The sequence below is a fragment of the Aquimarina mytili genome, from assembly GCF_016735115.1.
Taxonomy (GTDB): Bacteria; Bacteroidota; Bacteroidia; order Flavobacteriales; family Flavobacteriaceae; genus Aquimarina; species Aquimarina mytili.
Window position 1 is genome coordinate 317319 of the sequence record NZ_JAERQJ010000001.1, and the last position, 13860, is coordinate 331178.

At 33.8% G+C, this 13860-nt stretch carries 13 protein-coding genes; 6 read left to right on the forward strand and 7 right to left on the reverse strand.

Features of this window, described 5'->3' with window-relative positions:
- Positions 1 to 15: 15 nt before the first annotated feature.
- Entirely contained in the window at positions 16 to 951 is a 936-nt protein-coding gene (locus JJQ60_RS01430; RefSeq protein ID WP_201916167.1) for a mevalonate kinase family protein, read from the forward strand.
- A gap of 9 nt (positions 952 to 960) precedes the next feature.
- On the forward strand, positions 961 to 1869 hold the full coding sequence (locus JJQ60_RS01435) for a geranylgeranylglycerol-phosphate geranylgeranyltransferase (RefSeq protein ID WP_201916168.1): 909 nt from the start codon (positions 961 to 963) through the stop codon (positions 1867 to 1869).
- 57 nt (positions 1870 to 1926) lie between these two features.
- Here the strand turns inward: JJQ60_RS01435 and JJQ60_RS01440 are convergent, their stop codons facing one another.
- Positions 1927 to 2268: a hypothetical protein gene (locus JJQ60_RS01440; RefSeq protein WP_201916169.1), complete on the reverse strand. Its 342-nt coding sequence runs from the start codon at positions 2266 to 2268 to the stop codon at positions 1927 to 1929.
- 444 nt (positions 2269 to 2712) lie between these two features.
- Here JJQ60_RS01440 and JJQ60_RS01445 point away from each other — a divergent pair, with 444 nt between their 5' ends.
- Positions 2713 to 3669: a carbon-nitrogen hydrolase family protein gene (locus JJQ60_RS01445; RefSeq protein WP_201916170.1), complete on the forward strand. Its 957-nt coding sequence runs from the start codon at positions 2713 to 2715 to the stop codon at positions 3667 to 3669.
- 51 nt (positions 3670 to 3720) lie between these two features.
- Complete coding sequence (locus tag JJQ60_RS01450; RefSeq protein ID WP_201916171.1) at positions 3721 to 4548, forward strand: pseudouridine synthase; 828 nt, start codon at positions 3721 to 3723, stop codon at positions 4546 to 4548.
- On the opposite strand, the gene JJQ60_RS01455 is transcribed toward JJQ60_RS01450, so the two are convergent.
- From JJQ60_RS01455 to JJQ60_RS01480, 6 genes are all read right to left on the reverse strand, one after another.
- On the reverse strand, positions 4529 to 5905 hold the full coding sequence (locus tag JJQ60_RS01455) for a mannosyltransferase (RefSeq protein ID WP_201916172.1): 1377 nt from the start codon (positions 5903 to 5905) through the stop codon (positions 4529 to 4531). The two genes, JJQ60_RS01450 and JJQ60_RS01455, sit on opposite strands and share 20 nt — an antisense overlap.
- The gene (locus tag JJQ60_RS01460) at positions 5905 to 7377 is read right to left on the reverse strand and encodes a cellulose synthase family protein (protein WP_201916173.1); all 1473 of its coding nucleotides are present in this window, start codon (positions 7375 to 7377) and stop codon (positions 5905 to 5907) included. The genes JJQ60_RS01455 and JJQ60_RS01460 overlap by 1 nt, the downstream gene beginning before the upstream one ends.
- Complete coding sequence (locus JJQ60_RS01465) at positions 7377 to 8069, reverse strand: glycosyltransferase family 2 protein (RefSeq protein ID WP_201916174.1); 693 nt, start codon at positions 8067 to 8069, stop codon at positions 7377 to 7379. The genes JJQ60_RS01460 and JJQ60_RS01465 overlap by 1 nt, the downstream gene beginning before the upstream one ends.
- A complete protein-coding gene (locus tag JJQ60_RS01470; RefSeq protein WP_201916175.1) occupies positions 8070 to 8552 on the reverse strand; it encodes a toxin-antitoxin system YwqK family antitoxin in 483 nt (160 codons plus the stop codon). It abuts the gene before it with no gap.
- Between the two features lie 337 nt (positions 8553 to 8889).
- The gene (locus JJQ60_RS01475; protein ID WP_201916176.1) at positions 8890 to 10488 is read right to left on the reverse strand and encodes a 4Fe-4S binding protein; all 1599 of its coding nucleotides are present in this window, start codon (positions 10486 to 10488) and stop codon (positions 8890 to 8892) included.
- Between the two features lie 61 nt (positions 10489 to 10549).
- A complete protein-coding gene (locus JJQ60_RS01480) occupies positions 10550 to 11851 on the reverse strand; it encodes an NAD(P)/FAD-dependent oxidoreductase (RefSeq protein ID WP_201916177.1) in 1302 nt (433 codons plus the stop codon).
- A 311-nt stretch (positions 11852 to 12162) separates the two neighbouring features.
- On the opposite strand from JJQ60_RS01480, the gene JJQ60_RS01485 reads away from it, so the two are divergent.
- The gene (locus JJQ60_RS01485; protein WP_201916178.1) at positions 12163 to 12873 is read left to right on the forward strand and encodes a DUF547 domain-containing protein; all 711 of its coding nucleotides are present in this window, start codon (positions 12163 to 12165) and stop codon (positions 12871 to 12873) included.
- A gap of 86 nt (positions 12874 to 12959) precedes the next feature.
- The gene (locus JJQ60_RS01490) at positions 12960 to 13835 is read left to right on the forward strand and encodes a hypothetical protein (RefSeq protein WP_201916179.1); all 876 of its coding nucleotides are present in this window, start codon (positions 12960 to 12962) and stop codon (positions 13833 to 13835) included.
- The last annotated feature ends 25 nt before the right edge of the window (positions 13836 to 13860 follow it).

The window sequence follows — 13860 nt, forward strand, 5'->3', positions numbered from 1 at the left end:
CCTACAAGAGAAATAATGAAAGGACCACTTTTTTACTCTAAAATATTATTGTTTGGAGAATATGGTATTATAAAAGATTCTAAAGGTCTTTCTATACCATATAACTTTTTTAAAGGAGCATTAAAAGTTTCTGAAACCCCAAATCAAGAAGCTATAAAATCTAATACAAACCTTAAACATTTTGCTGAATATCTTGAAGAAATCCAGAGTCAGGGAGTGGTTGCGTTTGACTTTGAAAAGTTGCATGCCGATATAAAGGCAGGGATGTATTTTGATAGTAGTATTCCGCAAGGGTATGGAGTAGGTAGTAGTGGAGCCTTAGTTGCGGCTATTTATGATAAGTATGCCGAAGATAAGATTACGGTTTTAGAAAATCTTACTCGCGATAAATTATTGAAGCTTAAAGAAATTTTTGGCTTGATGGAATCTTTTTTCCATGGTAGTAGCTCTGGTTTAGATCCTTTAAATAGCTACCTTAGTTTACCGATACTTATTCACTCTAAAGATAATATTGAACCTGCTGGTATTCCTTCTCAAAGTACACAGAGTAAAAAAGGAGCAGTTTTCTTATTGGATAGTGGTATTGTAGGTGAAACTGCACCTATGGTTAGCATTTTCATGGAAAATATGAAGCAAGAAGGGTTTCGTAATATGCTCAAAAATCAATTTGTAAAATATACGGATGCCTGTGTTGATGATTTCCTAAAAGGGGATGTCAAGTCTTTATTTCTAAATATAAAGCAGCTTTCGCATGTCGTTTTAGATAATTTTAAGCCCATGATTCCTAAACAATTTCATAGCTTATGGAAAAATGGTATTGAAACCAATGATTACTATCTTAAATTATGTGGCTCTGGAGGAGGAGGTTATATATTAGGATTTACACAGGATTTTGATAAAGCGCAAGCTTCACTTAAGGACTATAAACTAGAGGTTGTTTATAATTTTTAATGAGCAGCTATGCTTACCAGAAAAAACAAACTCATTCTCCTTAAACTGTTGAGTTTATTTTCTGTAGTACGTGGGTATAACATCCTTATTATAGTTCTTGCTCAATACCTTACTTCGATTTTTATTTTAGCACCCGATGTTAGAATGCGAGATGTAATTCTTGATCCTAATTTATTTGTTATTGTATTAGCTTCAGCCGGTGTGATTGCAGCTGGGTATATAATTAATAATTTTTATGATAGGGAGAAGGATTTAATTAACCGCCCTCAAAAAACAATGCTTGATCGTTTGGTGAGTCAGCAGACCAAACTTACGGGCTATTTTATCCTGAATTTTTTGTCTGTAGTACTAGCCAGTTATGTGTCTTTTAGGGCTGTGCTTTTTTTCTCACTATACATTTTTGCAATATGGTTTTACTCGCATAAATTGAAAAAATATCCAATTGTAGGAAATACAGTTGCTTCAATATTAGCAATTACTCCCTTTTTTGCGGTCTTTATTTACTATAAGAACTTTGATGAGGTAATCTTTGTGCATGCTACCTTTCTATTTTTAATGCTTATGATTAGAGAGATGGTTAAAGATTTAGAAAACCTTAAAGGAGATATGGCACAAAATTATAAAACCATTCCTGTTGTGTATGGTGAATTATCTTCCAAAAAAATAATAAGCATATTAATTTTAACATCAGGAGTTCCCGTTTATCTACTATTAACAAGGTATGAAATAGGGTATATGTACCTTTATTTTTATGGATGTTTAACGTTGCTTTTTGTTTTTTTAATTGCATTATGGATTTCTAAACAAAAGATTCATTATGTGTGGTTGCATAATATTTTAAAGTTAATCATAGCAATAGGCGCTTTTAGTATCATACTTATCGATGTCAATATGATTTTGGATCGTATTCTTTGGTAAAAAAAGAAAGCAGCAACCTAGGTAACTGCTTTACTTGATAAGAATAATAAATTAGGATTACGCTTCCTTGGGTTTTTTGATTTTTAGAATAAGTTTAAATATTCTGTTTTTGTTTTTTGAAGTATTGGATGCTATTTTTTTATAGTTTAATCTTGATTTCACATAATTAACTACTAATTCTTCTTTAGAATCAACGTTTAAAACCACGATTTCTCCTTTTACATTCAGAGTAAATTCAATATTGGCTTTAAGCTCTTCTTTTACTACTATTTCTGGGCTTTTTAAAAGAATAGCTACTTCGTTTCTTAGCTGTTGCTCTGAGCCAACAGGGCTGTTATTTGATGCAAATAATTGCCCGAATCCAAATACAAGTGCTAATAATACAGTGAATTTTTTCATTTTTTTGTGTTTAAAGATTTGAGATGTTGTTTGTTTTAATTTTACAAGACAAATGTACCTTTAGAAACAAGAGTATTCGGTTTTATAGTTTTATTAGAATGTGTTGTTTCAATTACGATTACGTTAAAATGAATGGGTTTTAACGTAAATTAAACTTTGAAGAAAAAATACTTTTCATATGTTTACTTTTCAGGAATGTATGCAGAAAAGGTATTTGTGTAAAAGATTCTCAGATTTTAGACGCTGAGTATAGCTATTTTTCATTTTTTGAAGATGTTTTAATGTTAAGTAAAGGTTGTGTTATGGTTTTTCCATAATGTGATATTTCGAGTTCAATAATATGAATTTCAGTATTTTACATTCTTTTTTGCTTTGTGGCGATTTTGCCGACTTTCTGATTTTTTTAATGTTTTAAATTCATACTATATACTCGATACTATTTATATGAAAGATCAATTATTGACAGTTGCATTAGCGCAAATTGCTCCGGTTTGGTTAAATAAAGTTCAAACGCTTAAAAAAATTGAAAACACAATTGAAGAAGCAGCTTTAAAGAAGGCAGAATTAATTGTTTTTGGAGAAGCACTATTGCCAGGATATCCCTTTTGGGTTGAGTTGACCAATGGGGCAAAGTTTAATAGCTCAATTCAAAAAGAGATACATGCGCATTATGCCCAAAATGCTATTGTAATTGAAAAAGGTGATCTAGATTCTGTTTGCGAACTTGCAGAAAAGCATCGTATGGCAATGTATTTGGGGATTATTGAACGACCATTAGATAGAGGAGGACATAGCTTATATGCATCCTTGGTTTATATTAGTGAAATGGGCGAAATTAAATCTGTACACAGAAAGCTACAACCCACGTATGAAGAGCGATTGACCTGGTCCCCAGGAGATGGTAATGGGTTGTTGGTGCATCCCCTAAAGGCATTTACTGTTGGAGGTTTAAACTGCTGGGAAAATTGGATGCCTTTACCCAGAGCTGCTTTGTATGGACAGGGAGAAAATTTGCATATTTCTGTTTGGCCCGGAAGCGATTACAACACCAAGGATATTACCCGTTTTATTGCCAGAGAATCCCGTTCTTATGTGATTTCGGTATCTAGTTTAATGAGGAAGGAAGATTTTCCGAAAGCAACGCCTCATCTCGATGAAATATTGAAAAAAGCTCCAGATATTTTGGGCAATGGTGGCTCTTGTATCGCAGGGCCAGATGGAGAATGGGTTTTAGAACCCGTTTTAAATACGGAAGGACTTTTGATCGAAACATTAGATTTTAATAGGGTATTGCAAGAACGACAAAATTTTGATCCCGTAGGCCATTATTCAAGACCTGATGTAACTCAATTACATGTAAATCGTAAACGGCAAAGTACAGTTCGTTTTGAGAGCGAATAATTAGTGTTGTACCTACGAAGTAATCAACTATCTTTGCACAAAATTTAAGATATGAGTCGTGGAGATAATTCCCGTGGAGGAAAAAGAAGTGGAAAATCAAGAGAAAAGTCTTTTGGTCGAAGTAATGCCCCTATCAAGAAGACGGCAAAGTCACCAAAAAAGATATCTGATTCTGATGAGATAAGGCTCAATAAATTTGTGGCTAATTCTGGTGTTTGTTCAAGAAGAGAAGCAGATTTGTACATCCAAACGGGTAGTGTATGGGTAAATGGGAAACCAGTAACCGAAATGGGTTACAAAGTAAAACTAACAGATGAAGTAAAATTTGATGGTCGACTCATTACACCCGAGAAAAAAGAATATATTTTACTTAATAAACCTAAAGGTTTTGTTACTACGACAAGCCCAGAAAAGACCAAAACCGTGATGCATTTGGTAGCTAATGCTTCTAAAGCAAGATTAAAACCAGTAGGAAGATTAGAGCGCAATACAACAGGTTTGTTGCTTTTTACAAATGACGTAGATTTAGAAAAGAAACTCACACATCATAAAAGTGGTGTGCGTAAAATTTTTCATGTTGAATTAGATCGTAATTTAAAGTTCGAAGATCTTGAAAAAATCCAGAATGGAGTTAAGCTTCAGGAAGGGTTTATCCAAGTAGACGAGATTTCGTATATCGAAGGAGCCTCTAAAAATGAAATAGGAGTGCAGCTTCAGTCTTCAAAAAATAATATTATAACGAAACTTTTTGAACACCTTAATTATAGCGTGATCAAATTAGATCGAGTAATTTTTGGGGGATTAACTAAAAAGGATTTGCCTAGAGGACATTGGCGAAAACTTACAGAGCAGGAGGTGATTAATTTAAAAATGATGTAGTAGGAACTGATTTGGAAACCTTTGAGTTTTTATAAATTTCCCACCCTAAAACACTAAATACGATACCATATTCTAATCCAACCATCCAGAGATTTTCTTTGAAATCTGGATGAATATAGGCCGTATAGCTCAAGATAATCACAAAAGACCATATCATAGGAAATTTATATCTGGTAAATACACATAGTGATAACGGTACGGCGATGTACCATGGATGTACAGTAGTAGACAAGAAGTAATAGGTACAAATACCTAAAACCATAGCTGTGATTAACTGTACGGTCGTTTTGTTTTGTCTAAAGAACGTTAGTCCAAGAAGTATAGTGATGGTAACCAGGGGTAAAATCTTACCCGCAGTTTCAATAACATTCCATCCAACGATTTGATACCCAATCCAACGAATAATAAAGAAAATACTGGCGTTAAATTCAAAATTCTGAAACCACAGCGTAATTGTTCTTTTAAAATTATGAAAGAATTCTCCCGAGAGGAATGGAGCAAAAGTCAGAAATACCGTAATAATAACAATACCGTAGAACATCATTAATTTTGGTAAGCTTCTTTTTTCACCCATAACAAACTTCTGGAAAAACAAGGGTAAGAATAATAACGGAATAAGTTTTACAGAAACCGAAAGTGCCAAAACAATAGCAGTCCAATACCAATATCCTTTTTGTAAAAGATATAGGGACCAGATGATAAAAAATACCATTACAGCTTCAAAATGGAGGTTGCCAGTGAGTTCTATTATAATAAAAGGATTCAGGATGTACCAAAAGATGTTTTTTACAGGAAGCTTAAGAGCTTCTAGTAACTTTTTTCCATAGAAAAAAGTACCAATATCAGCTAAAATGATAAGGACTCTAAATACCATTGCAGATCCTAAAATGCTTTTGCTTGCAAACAAAGCTGCAATAAAATAGCATAGTTGACTTATTGGAGGATAATTGGTGTAGTGGCTTCCATTTAATTGCCCCATACCATTATATAATTCCTGAGCTTGAGCAATAGGGGTATTGCCTTGTGCTACCCATACTTCTGGTAACGACAAATAAGGATTAAATCCTTCCAAAAGCATACGTCCATCCCATATAAATCGATAAAAATCTTGTGATAGGTTAGGGATTGCAAATAAGAATACAATTCGAAATAATAAAGCAGCAATGGCCAAAAGTTTCCAGTTGTCTGCGTTTTCTTGAATGATTTTATATGCGATAATAAATAAACCTGCCCATAAGGTGATCATCTTAATAAAATCGGTGCGTTCTAACTGAAAAGCAAAGCTCCAATAAAAGAGTATACCAAGAAGGAGTAGTAATATGGAAAACCGGTTATTTTTCCATACCTGTAACATCATTATATTTTGGAAGTAACAGATTTAAGAAAAACGAACCCAAACCCTAAGAATAACATAATATGAAATAGGAACAACCCAAAGTCTTGTAATTTGAATGCGCTATATAAAGCAAAACCAAAATATCCCATTAATAGAGCTTCAATAATAGTATTTCCTGAGATGTTTTTGCTTACATATTTATTGCCTTTCCAGGAGTCTTTTAAGGTATTTATATTAAATTTAGGAGTACGAACAAATTCGCTTTTCTTACCAAAATGGCCTTCAAGTACCGCCATAGAATTATGTACAGAGAATCCCATTGCAATTGAAAAAAATGTAAAGAACATTTTAATATACTCCATAAAGTTCCAGAATCCCTTACCGTGTATTTTTTTAAACGTATGCCAATAACAAAAGAAAAAGATAACAGTACTTAATGCAAAAAATGCTATAACGTTAAAATACCAGCTAAACATTGGATTACTGTTCTTAATGTACATAACTGGTACACTTAGTACAGCAACTAACAATACTAATAAGAACATACTACTATTCAATAAGTGAAAGAAGCTATGAAACTTTGTTTTAAAAGGTACAGATTTGTCTTTAAGTAGTTTCCAGTACAGTTTCTGGAAATTTTCGGCAGCACCCTTATTCCATCTAAATTGTTGTGATCTTGCGGCACTTATTACTACAGGTAGCTCTGCAGGGGTTTCGACCTCTTCAAGGTATTTGAATTTCCACTTCTTAAGTTGTGCACGGTAGCTAAGGTCTAGATCTTCGGTTAGCGTATCTCCTTGCCAGTTTCCAGCATCTTCGATACATGTTTTTCTCCAAACACCGGCGGTACCGTTAAAATTAATGAAATGATCTTTATAATTACGACCCACTTGTTCCATGGTAAAATGGAAATCCAGAGCAAATGCCTGAATTTTGGTTAGCATAGAATAATCTCTATTGATATGGCCCCATCGCGTTTGTACAACTCCTATGTTCTCATCTTTGAAATAAGGAATGGTTTGTAGTAACCACTTTTTACCGGGAAGAAAATCTGCATCAAAAATGGCTACGTATTCTCCTTTGGCTATTTTTAACCCTTCTTTTAAGGCTCCAGCTTTAAAACCAGTACGATCTTCTCGACGTATATGTTTAATATCTAAACCTGTTTTTTGAAGTTTTTCGATATGAGCAGCTGTACTAATTACAGATTCATCTGTAGAATCATCTAAGACTTGTATTTCTAACTTGTCTTTAGGGTATTCTAGTTCTGCAATGTTGTCGAGTAAACGATCCATTACATATAGTTCATTAAATACGGGTAACTGGATCGTTACTTGTGGAATCTCTACTTGTTTAGAAAAATCAAAAGTGGGTGAATTGTCAGGTTGCTTTCGGGCTTTCAGGTAATTAACAAGCAGATTCAGTTGAGCCAGACTATACATAAATATGATTAGTAGGGCTAATGTGTAGGTTATGATGATAGCAATATCCATTATGAAAAGCTATATTTAAAAATCCAACTTAAAATCTTAATGCCTGCAAATATAGCACCTTTTATGGTTCCTGAAACTTTTGAGACGCCAATTCTCTTTTTGTAATGCACAGGTACTTCGGTATAACTATAACGTTTCCTTAACACTTTTAACTGCATTTCTACAGTCCAACCATAGGTTTTATCGACCATTCCCAAGGATAGGAGCTTATCATATTTAATCGCTCTAAAGGGACCTAAATCTGTAAATTTAGCACCAAAAAAAAGTTTCATTAGGTTGGTGGCTAGCCAATTTCCAAAAATTTGAGGAAATGTCATAGAACCAGGTTCTCTAAGTCGCTTTACCCTAGATCCTATTACAAGATCAGTACCATTATTTATGATTGGGTTGACAATATGGGTAAGTTCTGAAGGATAGTCGCTATAGTCACCATCCAGAAATACAATGATATCCGGCTTAACGTCTTTAGAAGCAATATAATCCATACCTTTTAGACATGCATAACCATACCCTTTTTGCTTTTCTTGCAATACAGTTGCTCCTGCCTGTCTTGCAACATCCTCTGTATTATCCGTAGAATTATTACTCACGACTATAATTTCAGAAACTGCGTCAGGAATTTCTTTAATGACATGAGCTATAGATTCTTCTTCATTAAAAGCAGGTATGATAACGTTTATGATTGGAGGCATTTATAAGGAAGCATTAGGGTTGTCTCTTTTAAAACTGAAGATGTCGGTCCATTCACCGGTTTTTTGATTATTGATATATCGTTCTGCTTTAAAAAGCTTATTGTTTTTATACAAAAGACAATACCCTTCTTTTTTATTGTTTTGATATTGATACTTTCGTGTTATTCCTGTCGCAATATCGTAAATAATCCACCATTTTTCGGCTTTATCATTTATAAAATGCCCTTCTTTAAGTAATTTTCCTTTTTCAGAATAGAAATACCAGTATCCATTCTTTTTATTATTCTTAAAATGTCCTTCGTGCGATATAGTACCATTGGTATGATAGAAATGCCAAAAGTCAACTTTAGTTTCTCCAGTTTTCCAACCTTCTGCTTTTAGTACATTATTTGGATAATACTCATAATGATATTTTTTTTGAGATAAGATCGGATTAGTTGAAAATACTAATATCAGAATTAGAATAGATAATTTTTGGATCATGGTAATTGATTTGTATGCTGCTTTAGACGAACAATAGTATTCAAACTAACATTTTTTACTCGATAATAGAGATTTAAATGCTCCTAGGCTTACCTCGAAATCAAAATTATTTTCCAGCTAATGTCTTGCGGACTTGCCCCGAGGTAGTTTACTATAAAAAATCATATTATGTTGTACGATCAACTTCAATAGGTTTTTTAAAGCAATTTCCCGAGTAAAATTGGCTCCGTAGTGCTTGGAGAAGGATTTTCCCGGGTAAAATTGGCTTCGCAGTGCTTTAAGAAGGATTTTCCTCGGGAAAATTAAATTCTTTGGTTCTTTTTAGATAAAAACAGGATTATTTTTTATTCACATAATCCATAAGGTCTACATCATTTCCTAATAAAATTTCATTAGAACTTATTCTTCCGTCTAGTTTATCATTTTCTAATTTAAGCACGCCTCTTGGGCATACTGCAGAACAAATACCGCAACCTACACAACTTGATCGAACTATATTTTCGCCTTTCTGTGCATAAGCACGAACATCGATTCCCATTTCACAATAGGTAGAGCAGTTACCGCATGAGATACATTGCCCCCCGTTGGTGGTGATTCTAAATTTTGAAAATAATCGCTGTTGAAAACCAAGGATAGCGGCCATAGGGCAACCAAAACGGCACCATGCTCTGTTTCCTAGAATTGGATAAAAACCAGTACCGATTACTCCAGAAAATATAGATCCAATGGCAAATCCATAAGAAGATCGAAGAGTTTCGGCCTTTAGAAAGAATATTTTACCGGTATCACCAAAAACATGTATGCCTATTAATAAAGCAATAACAACAAAATATCCAACAGCTCCGTATTTGGCATCTTTACCTAATTCTTTTCTTTTAAAAATCATAACACCTGCAAAAATGAAAGTAAGAAAACCGGCTACACTCATCAAAAATACATCTTTGGTAAGCCAATATTTATTGGGATCATATCCCAGATAGGTATATACTACTGCGGTTGTCATTACAACTGCAAAAACCAGCACGGTATGGATCAGCCAACGCTCAAGTCTCCAGGCACTTAGTTTTTTGCTTGATAATTGTCGGAATGAGTCTCCTGCAGTTTCGGCTAAACCTCCACAACCACAAACCCAAGAGCAGTACCATCGTTTTCCAAATTTATAGGTTAGAATAGGGGTGATAATAAAAATTGAAGCTACTCCAAAAATCAATAAAGCTAACCCGATATTGCCGGCATTGATAAATTCATCAATTCTATATTGTTCAAAATTGTAATAATTAAGAGGCCAAACATTTTTCAAATCATAATAGGGTAATTTGAATGTGTCAGAATTTAATCTGGCCATAAATTCTGGGATAAGAAATGCAAATCCCAATTGAAAAAACATAACAGAAACCGTTCGTATCTGTTGGTATCTATTATGTCTATATTTTAAAATAAATTTATATCCAAATGCGATTATGGCAATCGTATATAATGTTCCATATACAAACCATTGACTAGCAGGATTACCACTTAGCAACCTACTCAAAGGATCAAAAAGTGCGACTAAGCCTGTGTTAGCTTCTCCATTGGTTCCTAAACCTAATAGATCGGCATAAAAGTACAAGACTATATAGAATGCAGTTAGTCCAACCCCGGTAAGCCATCCTAAGACTCCACGAGATGATATAGATTTAAACCAAACCTGATCATTTTTAATCCCTTCATGTTTTGTAAGGTAGGCATCATTGGCATATAGAATTGTACCAACAGTGATTAATCCCAGGGATATAGTTAAAAATGCTCCTTGATTAGGTAAGTTGGTATTAAAAAGTGCCAAAGCCAATATAAAAAGGCCAATAAAACCAATAGCCAACGCTATTTTTTGTTTTGTCGAAATCCCGTTGGCATCAGGACTGGCTAGAGACATGCTATGATTTAATTTATTGCTCATTATTTTATCTTTTTTTCAGACTTTATAGGTTTTAAAACCTATTATGCCTAAGTATTATATTTTATGCAGTTTGAAGTTGTGATTTTTTATAAGCAGAAAGGATTTCTGCTTCATGAGTTTTATAGAACTCAGGGTCAAAATTTGCTTCAGGAAGATGTTCCATTACAAAATCAACATCTCTTTTTTCGGTAAGCCATCGGTCAAAGACTTCATGCCTCATTCTAATTCCGAAAGTATTGATCCCTAAAAACTCATTGGTGTCTTTATGATAAGAAACAGTTATGCATTTGGTATCATCTTGGTGTATCCAATGAAATTGTTGTTCATATTCTTTAGGTTGACCAAATACCCAACCATAGGTTTGATATTCGATATCCATAAATTTTGCACTATTAAACCAATGACCAGGTTTATATTCGGTTTTATTTCCGCAGATAGTTTGTGCTATAGTTTCGCCCATCATACGGCCGGTATACCAAACAGCTTCAATTGGTCTGCGGTTGCCTATGGCTTCATGTTGTTCTGCACAATCACCTATGGCATAAATATTAGAAATATTGGTTTCTAAAAACCTATTTACTTTTACTCCTCTACCTAATTCGATACCCGAGTCTTTTAAGAAATCAACATTCGGTGATACGCCAGGAGTTAATCCTACAACATTGCAATCTATAACTTCTCCCGTCTCTTGCACCACTACAGCTTTGGCTTGTCCATTTTCATCTGCAATAATTTCTTTTAAGTTTACTCCTAACCTTAGGTCGATATGATGATTATTGATATGTCTATTAATCATCCCGCTTTCACCAGCAGGTAGTACGGCGTTCCAGAAGCTTTCTTCGCGAACCAAAAATGTAACCGGAATATTTCTAGAGTGTAACATTTCGACAAGCTCTATGCCTATTAACCCTCCCCCAACAACAACAGCACGCTTACATACTTCGTTATTAGGAGCAAATTTTTCTAAATTCTCCAGATCTTGCTTATGATACATCCCCATAACGCCATCCAGATCCTGGCCGGGCCATCCAAATTTATTGGGTTTAGAACCAACGGCTATGATAAGCTTGTCATAGTTTAATATTTCTCCGTCTGAAAAAATAATTCTATTGGCTTCATGATTTACTTTGGATACAAAACCTTTTTTGAGCTCGATTTTATTTTTTTTCCAAAACCAATTTTCGTAAGGCTGCGTATGTTCAAATTTCATATGCCCCATATATACATACATAAGAGCAGTACGAGAAAAGAAGTAATCGGTTTCGGCAGAAACGATAGTGATTCTTTTGTCAGACATTTTTCGGATATGTCTTGCAGCAGTTACCCCTGAAATTCCATTTCCGATAATTACAATATGTTCCATAAAGATGAGTATTGATTGTCAATATTTACTTAGAAGTGATCACTTCGGACATTAAGTCGATTATAAATATAAGAACTTAAGCGATTGGTTTAATTTAGAATGAATCTAAAAACAGTACAAACCTGTAAGGAAATGATTTGGGTTGCGAACGTGTTCTACTCTTCTTGTTTGAAGTACAGAAAAATAAAAATTGTTTGTAAGTTGCTGATTTACCGTTCGACTGAATGCCCATTACCGAGGTAGATTTTAACAATTTCAAAAAAATAAACACGTTGAATTCAGCTTCTAAAAGAGCTGTAAAATGGTAAACTATGAAAAAGATAACAATCGTCTTAATACTGCTTTTGACTCAGATAAGTTTCGCTCAGAGTACTGCTGATTTTTTTACAAAAGCGGATGCGTTCTTTAAAACGTATGTTTCTAATGGGAAAGTAAAGTACAGTGCTATTAAAAAGAATCCAGCTACATTACATGAGTTATTAGATATGGCCTCAAAAATTAAAGTAACACAAAGTAAAACGAATACATTTCAGGCGTTTTATATTAATGCTTATAATTTGGCAGTAATCAAAGGTGTTGTAGACAAATACCCAATTAAATCACCATTAAATGTTAAAGGCTTTTTTGATAAAACTACATATGACATAGGAGGAAAAGCGACAACACTTAATGATTTAGAAAACAAAATACTACGTAAAAATTTTCCAAGTGAAGCCCGTTTTCATTTTGTATTGGTATGTGCAGGATTAGGATGTCCTCCAATTATTGCTGAGGCATATCAACCTTCGACATTAAAGAATCAATTACAACGTCAAACCGTAAAAGCTCTTAACAATCCTAATTTTATTAAGGTTAAAGGAAAGAAGGTGCAACTATCTCAAATTTTTGAATGGTATAAAGTCGATTTTACACGTAATGGATCAGAGGTCGATTATGTAAATAAATTCAGGAAAGAAAAAATACCTTCAGATGCGAAAGTATCATATTACTCTTATGACTGGAGCCTAAATCAAATCAAATAATTTTCAATATTAACAATTAACTACTATATAAGTCTTCTTCAAAGGGAAACTTTAATAGAATACTTATGCAATTAAAAATCACAAAAATGGAAACCAAAAAAATAATAGTAACAGTAATAAGTCTTTTTGTTTTAGTAATCGGATTTGCACAGGAGCAAGAAGAAAGTCAAGGGTCAGTAATCCAAACACTAACACCTTCCAAATTAATTGGTAAAGGGCAATATGATATCAAGTGGTTCAATAATCTATATACACAAACTGAAAGTACATTTAGTGACGGAGACGAACCTAGACAAACTTTTTTTACATCTACACTCGAGGCATACACAGGAGTTGGGGCTAACAAACGATGGAACCTGGGAGTTATTTTAGAATTTAGATCCAATGTAATAGCCGATAGAAGTGCATTGGATGTCTTTTCATTTGATGGAGAAAGTGGTACTGCTCGTTCTGGGTTTACATCATTTGCTCCTTCTGTAAAGTTTGTACCTCTTAAAAGCGTAAACAATTTCTCTGTTCAGAGTTCTTTTTTCATTCCATTAGTAGATAACGAATCTGAAAATGGTGTTTTCCTGGATCAAGATGGGTATATCTGGCAAAATAGATTTTTCTATGATCACACATTTCCGGGGAATAAATTTCAAATTTTTGGAGAACTCAATTCTGAATTAAATTTTGGAGAAGAAGAAGATAGTTTTGCAAATAATAGTCTTAGGCTTACTCCTGGAATATTTTTCAGCTATTTTCCGAGTTCTAAATTTACTGTATTAGCGTTGGCGCAACATTCAGAATTAATAGATTTAGGGAATGATTTCGACCAAAGTTTCACAGCATTAGGTGGAGGAGCAAAATACCAATTAACCGATGAACTTAATATAGAAGCATTATATACAAACTTTGTAGATGGAGATAATACTGGATTAGGAGAAACATTTAATATAGGATTAAGAGCCGTATTCTAATAAAGTTGTATTTTCAGCAGTAAAA

Excerpts from the sequence above, each read along its gene's own strand:
- JJQ60_RS01460 (WP_201916173.1), bottom strand. The coding sequence starts at position 7,377 with ATGGATATTGCTATCATCATAACCTACACATTAGCCCTACTAATCATA.
- JJQ60_RS01490 (WP_201916179.1), top strand. The coding sequence starts at position 12,960 with ATGGAAACCAAAAAAATAATAGTAACAGTAATAAGTCTTTTTGTTTTA.
- JJQ60_RS01465 (WP_201916174.1), bottom strand. The coding sequence starts at position 8,069 with ATGCCTCCAATCATAAACGTTATCATACCTGCTTTTAATGAAGAAGAA.
- JJQ60_RS01475 (WP_201916176.1), bottom strand. The coding sequence starts at position 10,488 with ATGAGCAATAAATTAAATCATAGCATGTCTCTAGCCAGTCCTGATGCC.
- JJQ60_RS01480 (WP_201916177.1), bottom strand. The coding sequence starts at position 11,851 with ATGGAACATATTGTAATTATCGGAAATGGAATTTCAGGGGTAACTGCT.
- JJQ60_RS01450 (WP_201916171.1), top strand. The coding sequence starts at position 3,721 with ATGAGTCGTGGAGATAATTCCCGTGGAGGAAAAAGAAGTGGAAAATCA.
- JJQ60_RS01445 (WP_201916170.1), top strand. The coding sequence starts at position 2,713 with ATGAAAGATCAATTATTGACAGTTGCATTAGCGCAAATTGCTCCGGTT.
- JJQ60_RS01435 (WP_201916168.1), top strand. The coding sequence starts at position 961 with ATGCTTACCAGAAAAAACAAACTCATTCTCCTTAAACTGTTGAGTTTA.
- JJQ60_RS01485 (WP_201916178.1), top strand. The coding sequence starts at position 12,163 with ATGAAAAAGATAACAATCGTCTTAATACTGCTTTTGACTCAGATAAGT.
- JJQ60_RS01430 (WP_201916167.1), top strand. The coding sequence starts at position 16 with ATGAAAGGACCACTTTTTTACTCTAAAATATTATTGTTTGGAGAATAT.
- JJQ60_RS01470 (WP_201916175.1), bottom strand. The coding sequence starts at position 8,552 with ATGATCCAAAAATTATCTATTCTAATTCTGATATTAGTATTTTCAACT.
- JJQ60_RS01440 (WP_201916169.1), bottom strand. The coding sequence starts at position 2,268 with ATGAAAAAATTCACTGTATTATTAGCACTTGTATTTGGATTCGGGCAA.
- JJQ60_RS01455 (WP_201916172.1), bottom strand. The coding sequence starts at position 5,905 with ATGATGTTACAGGTATGGAAAAATAACCGGTTTTCCATATTACTACTC.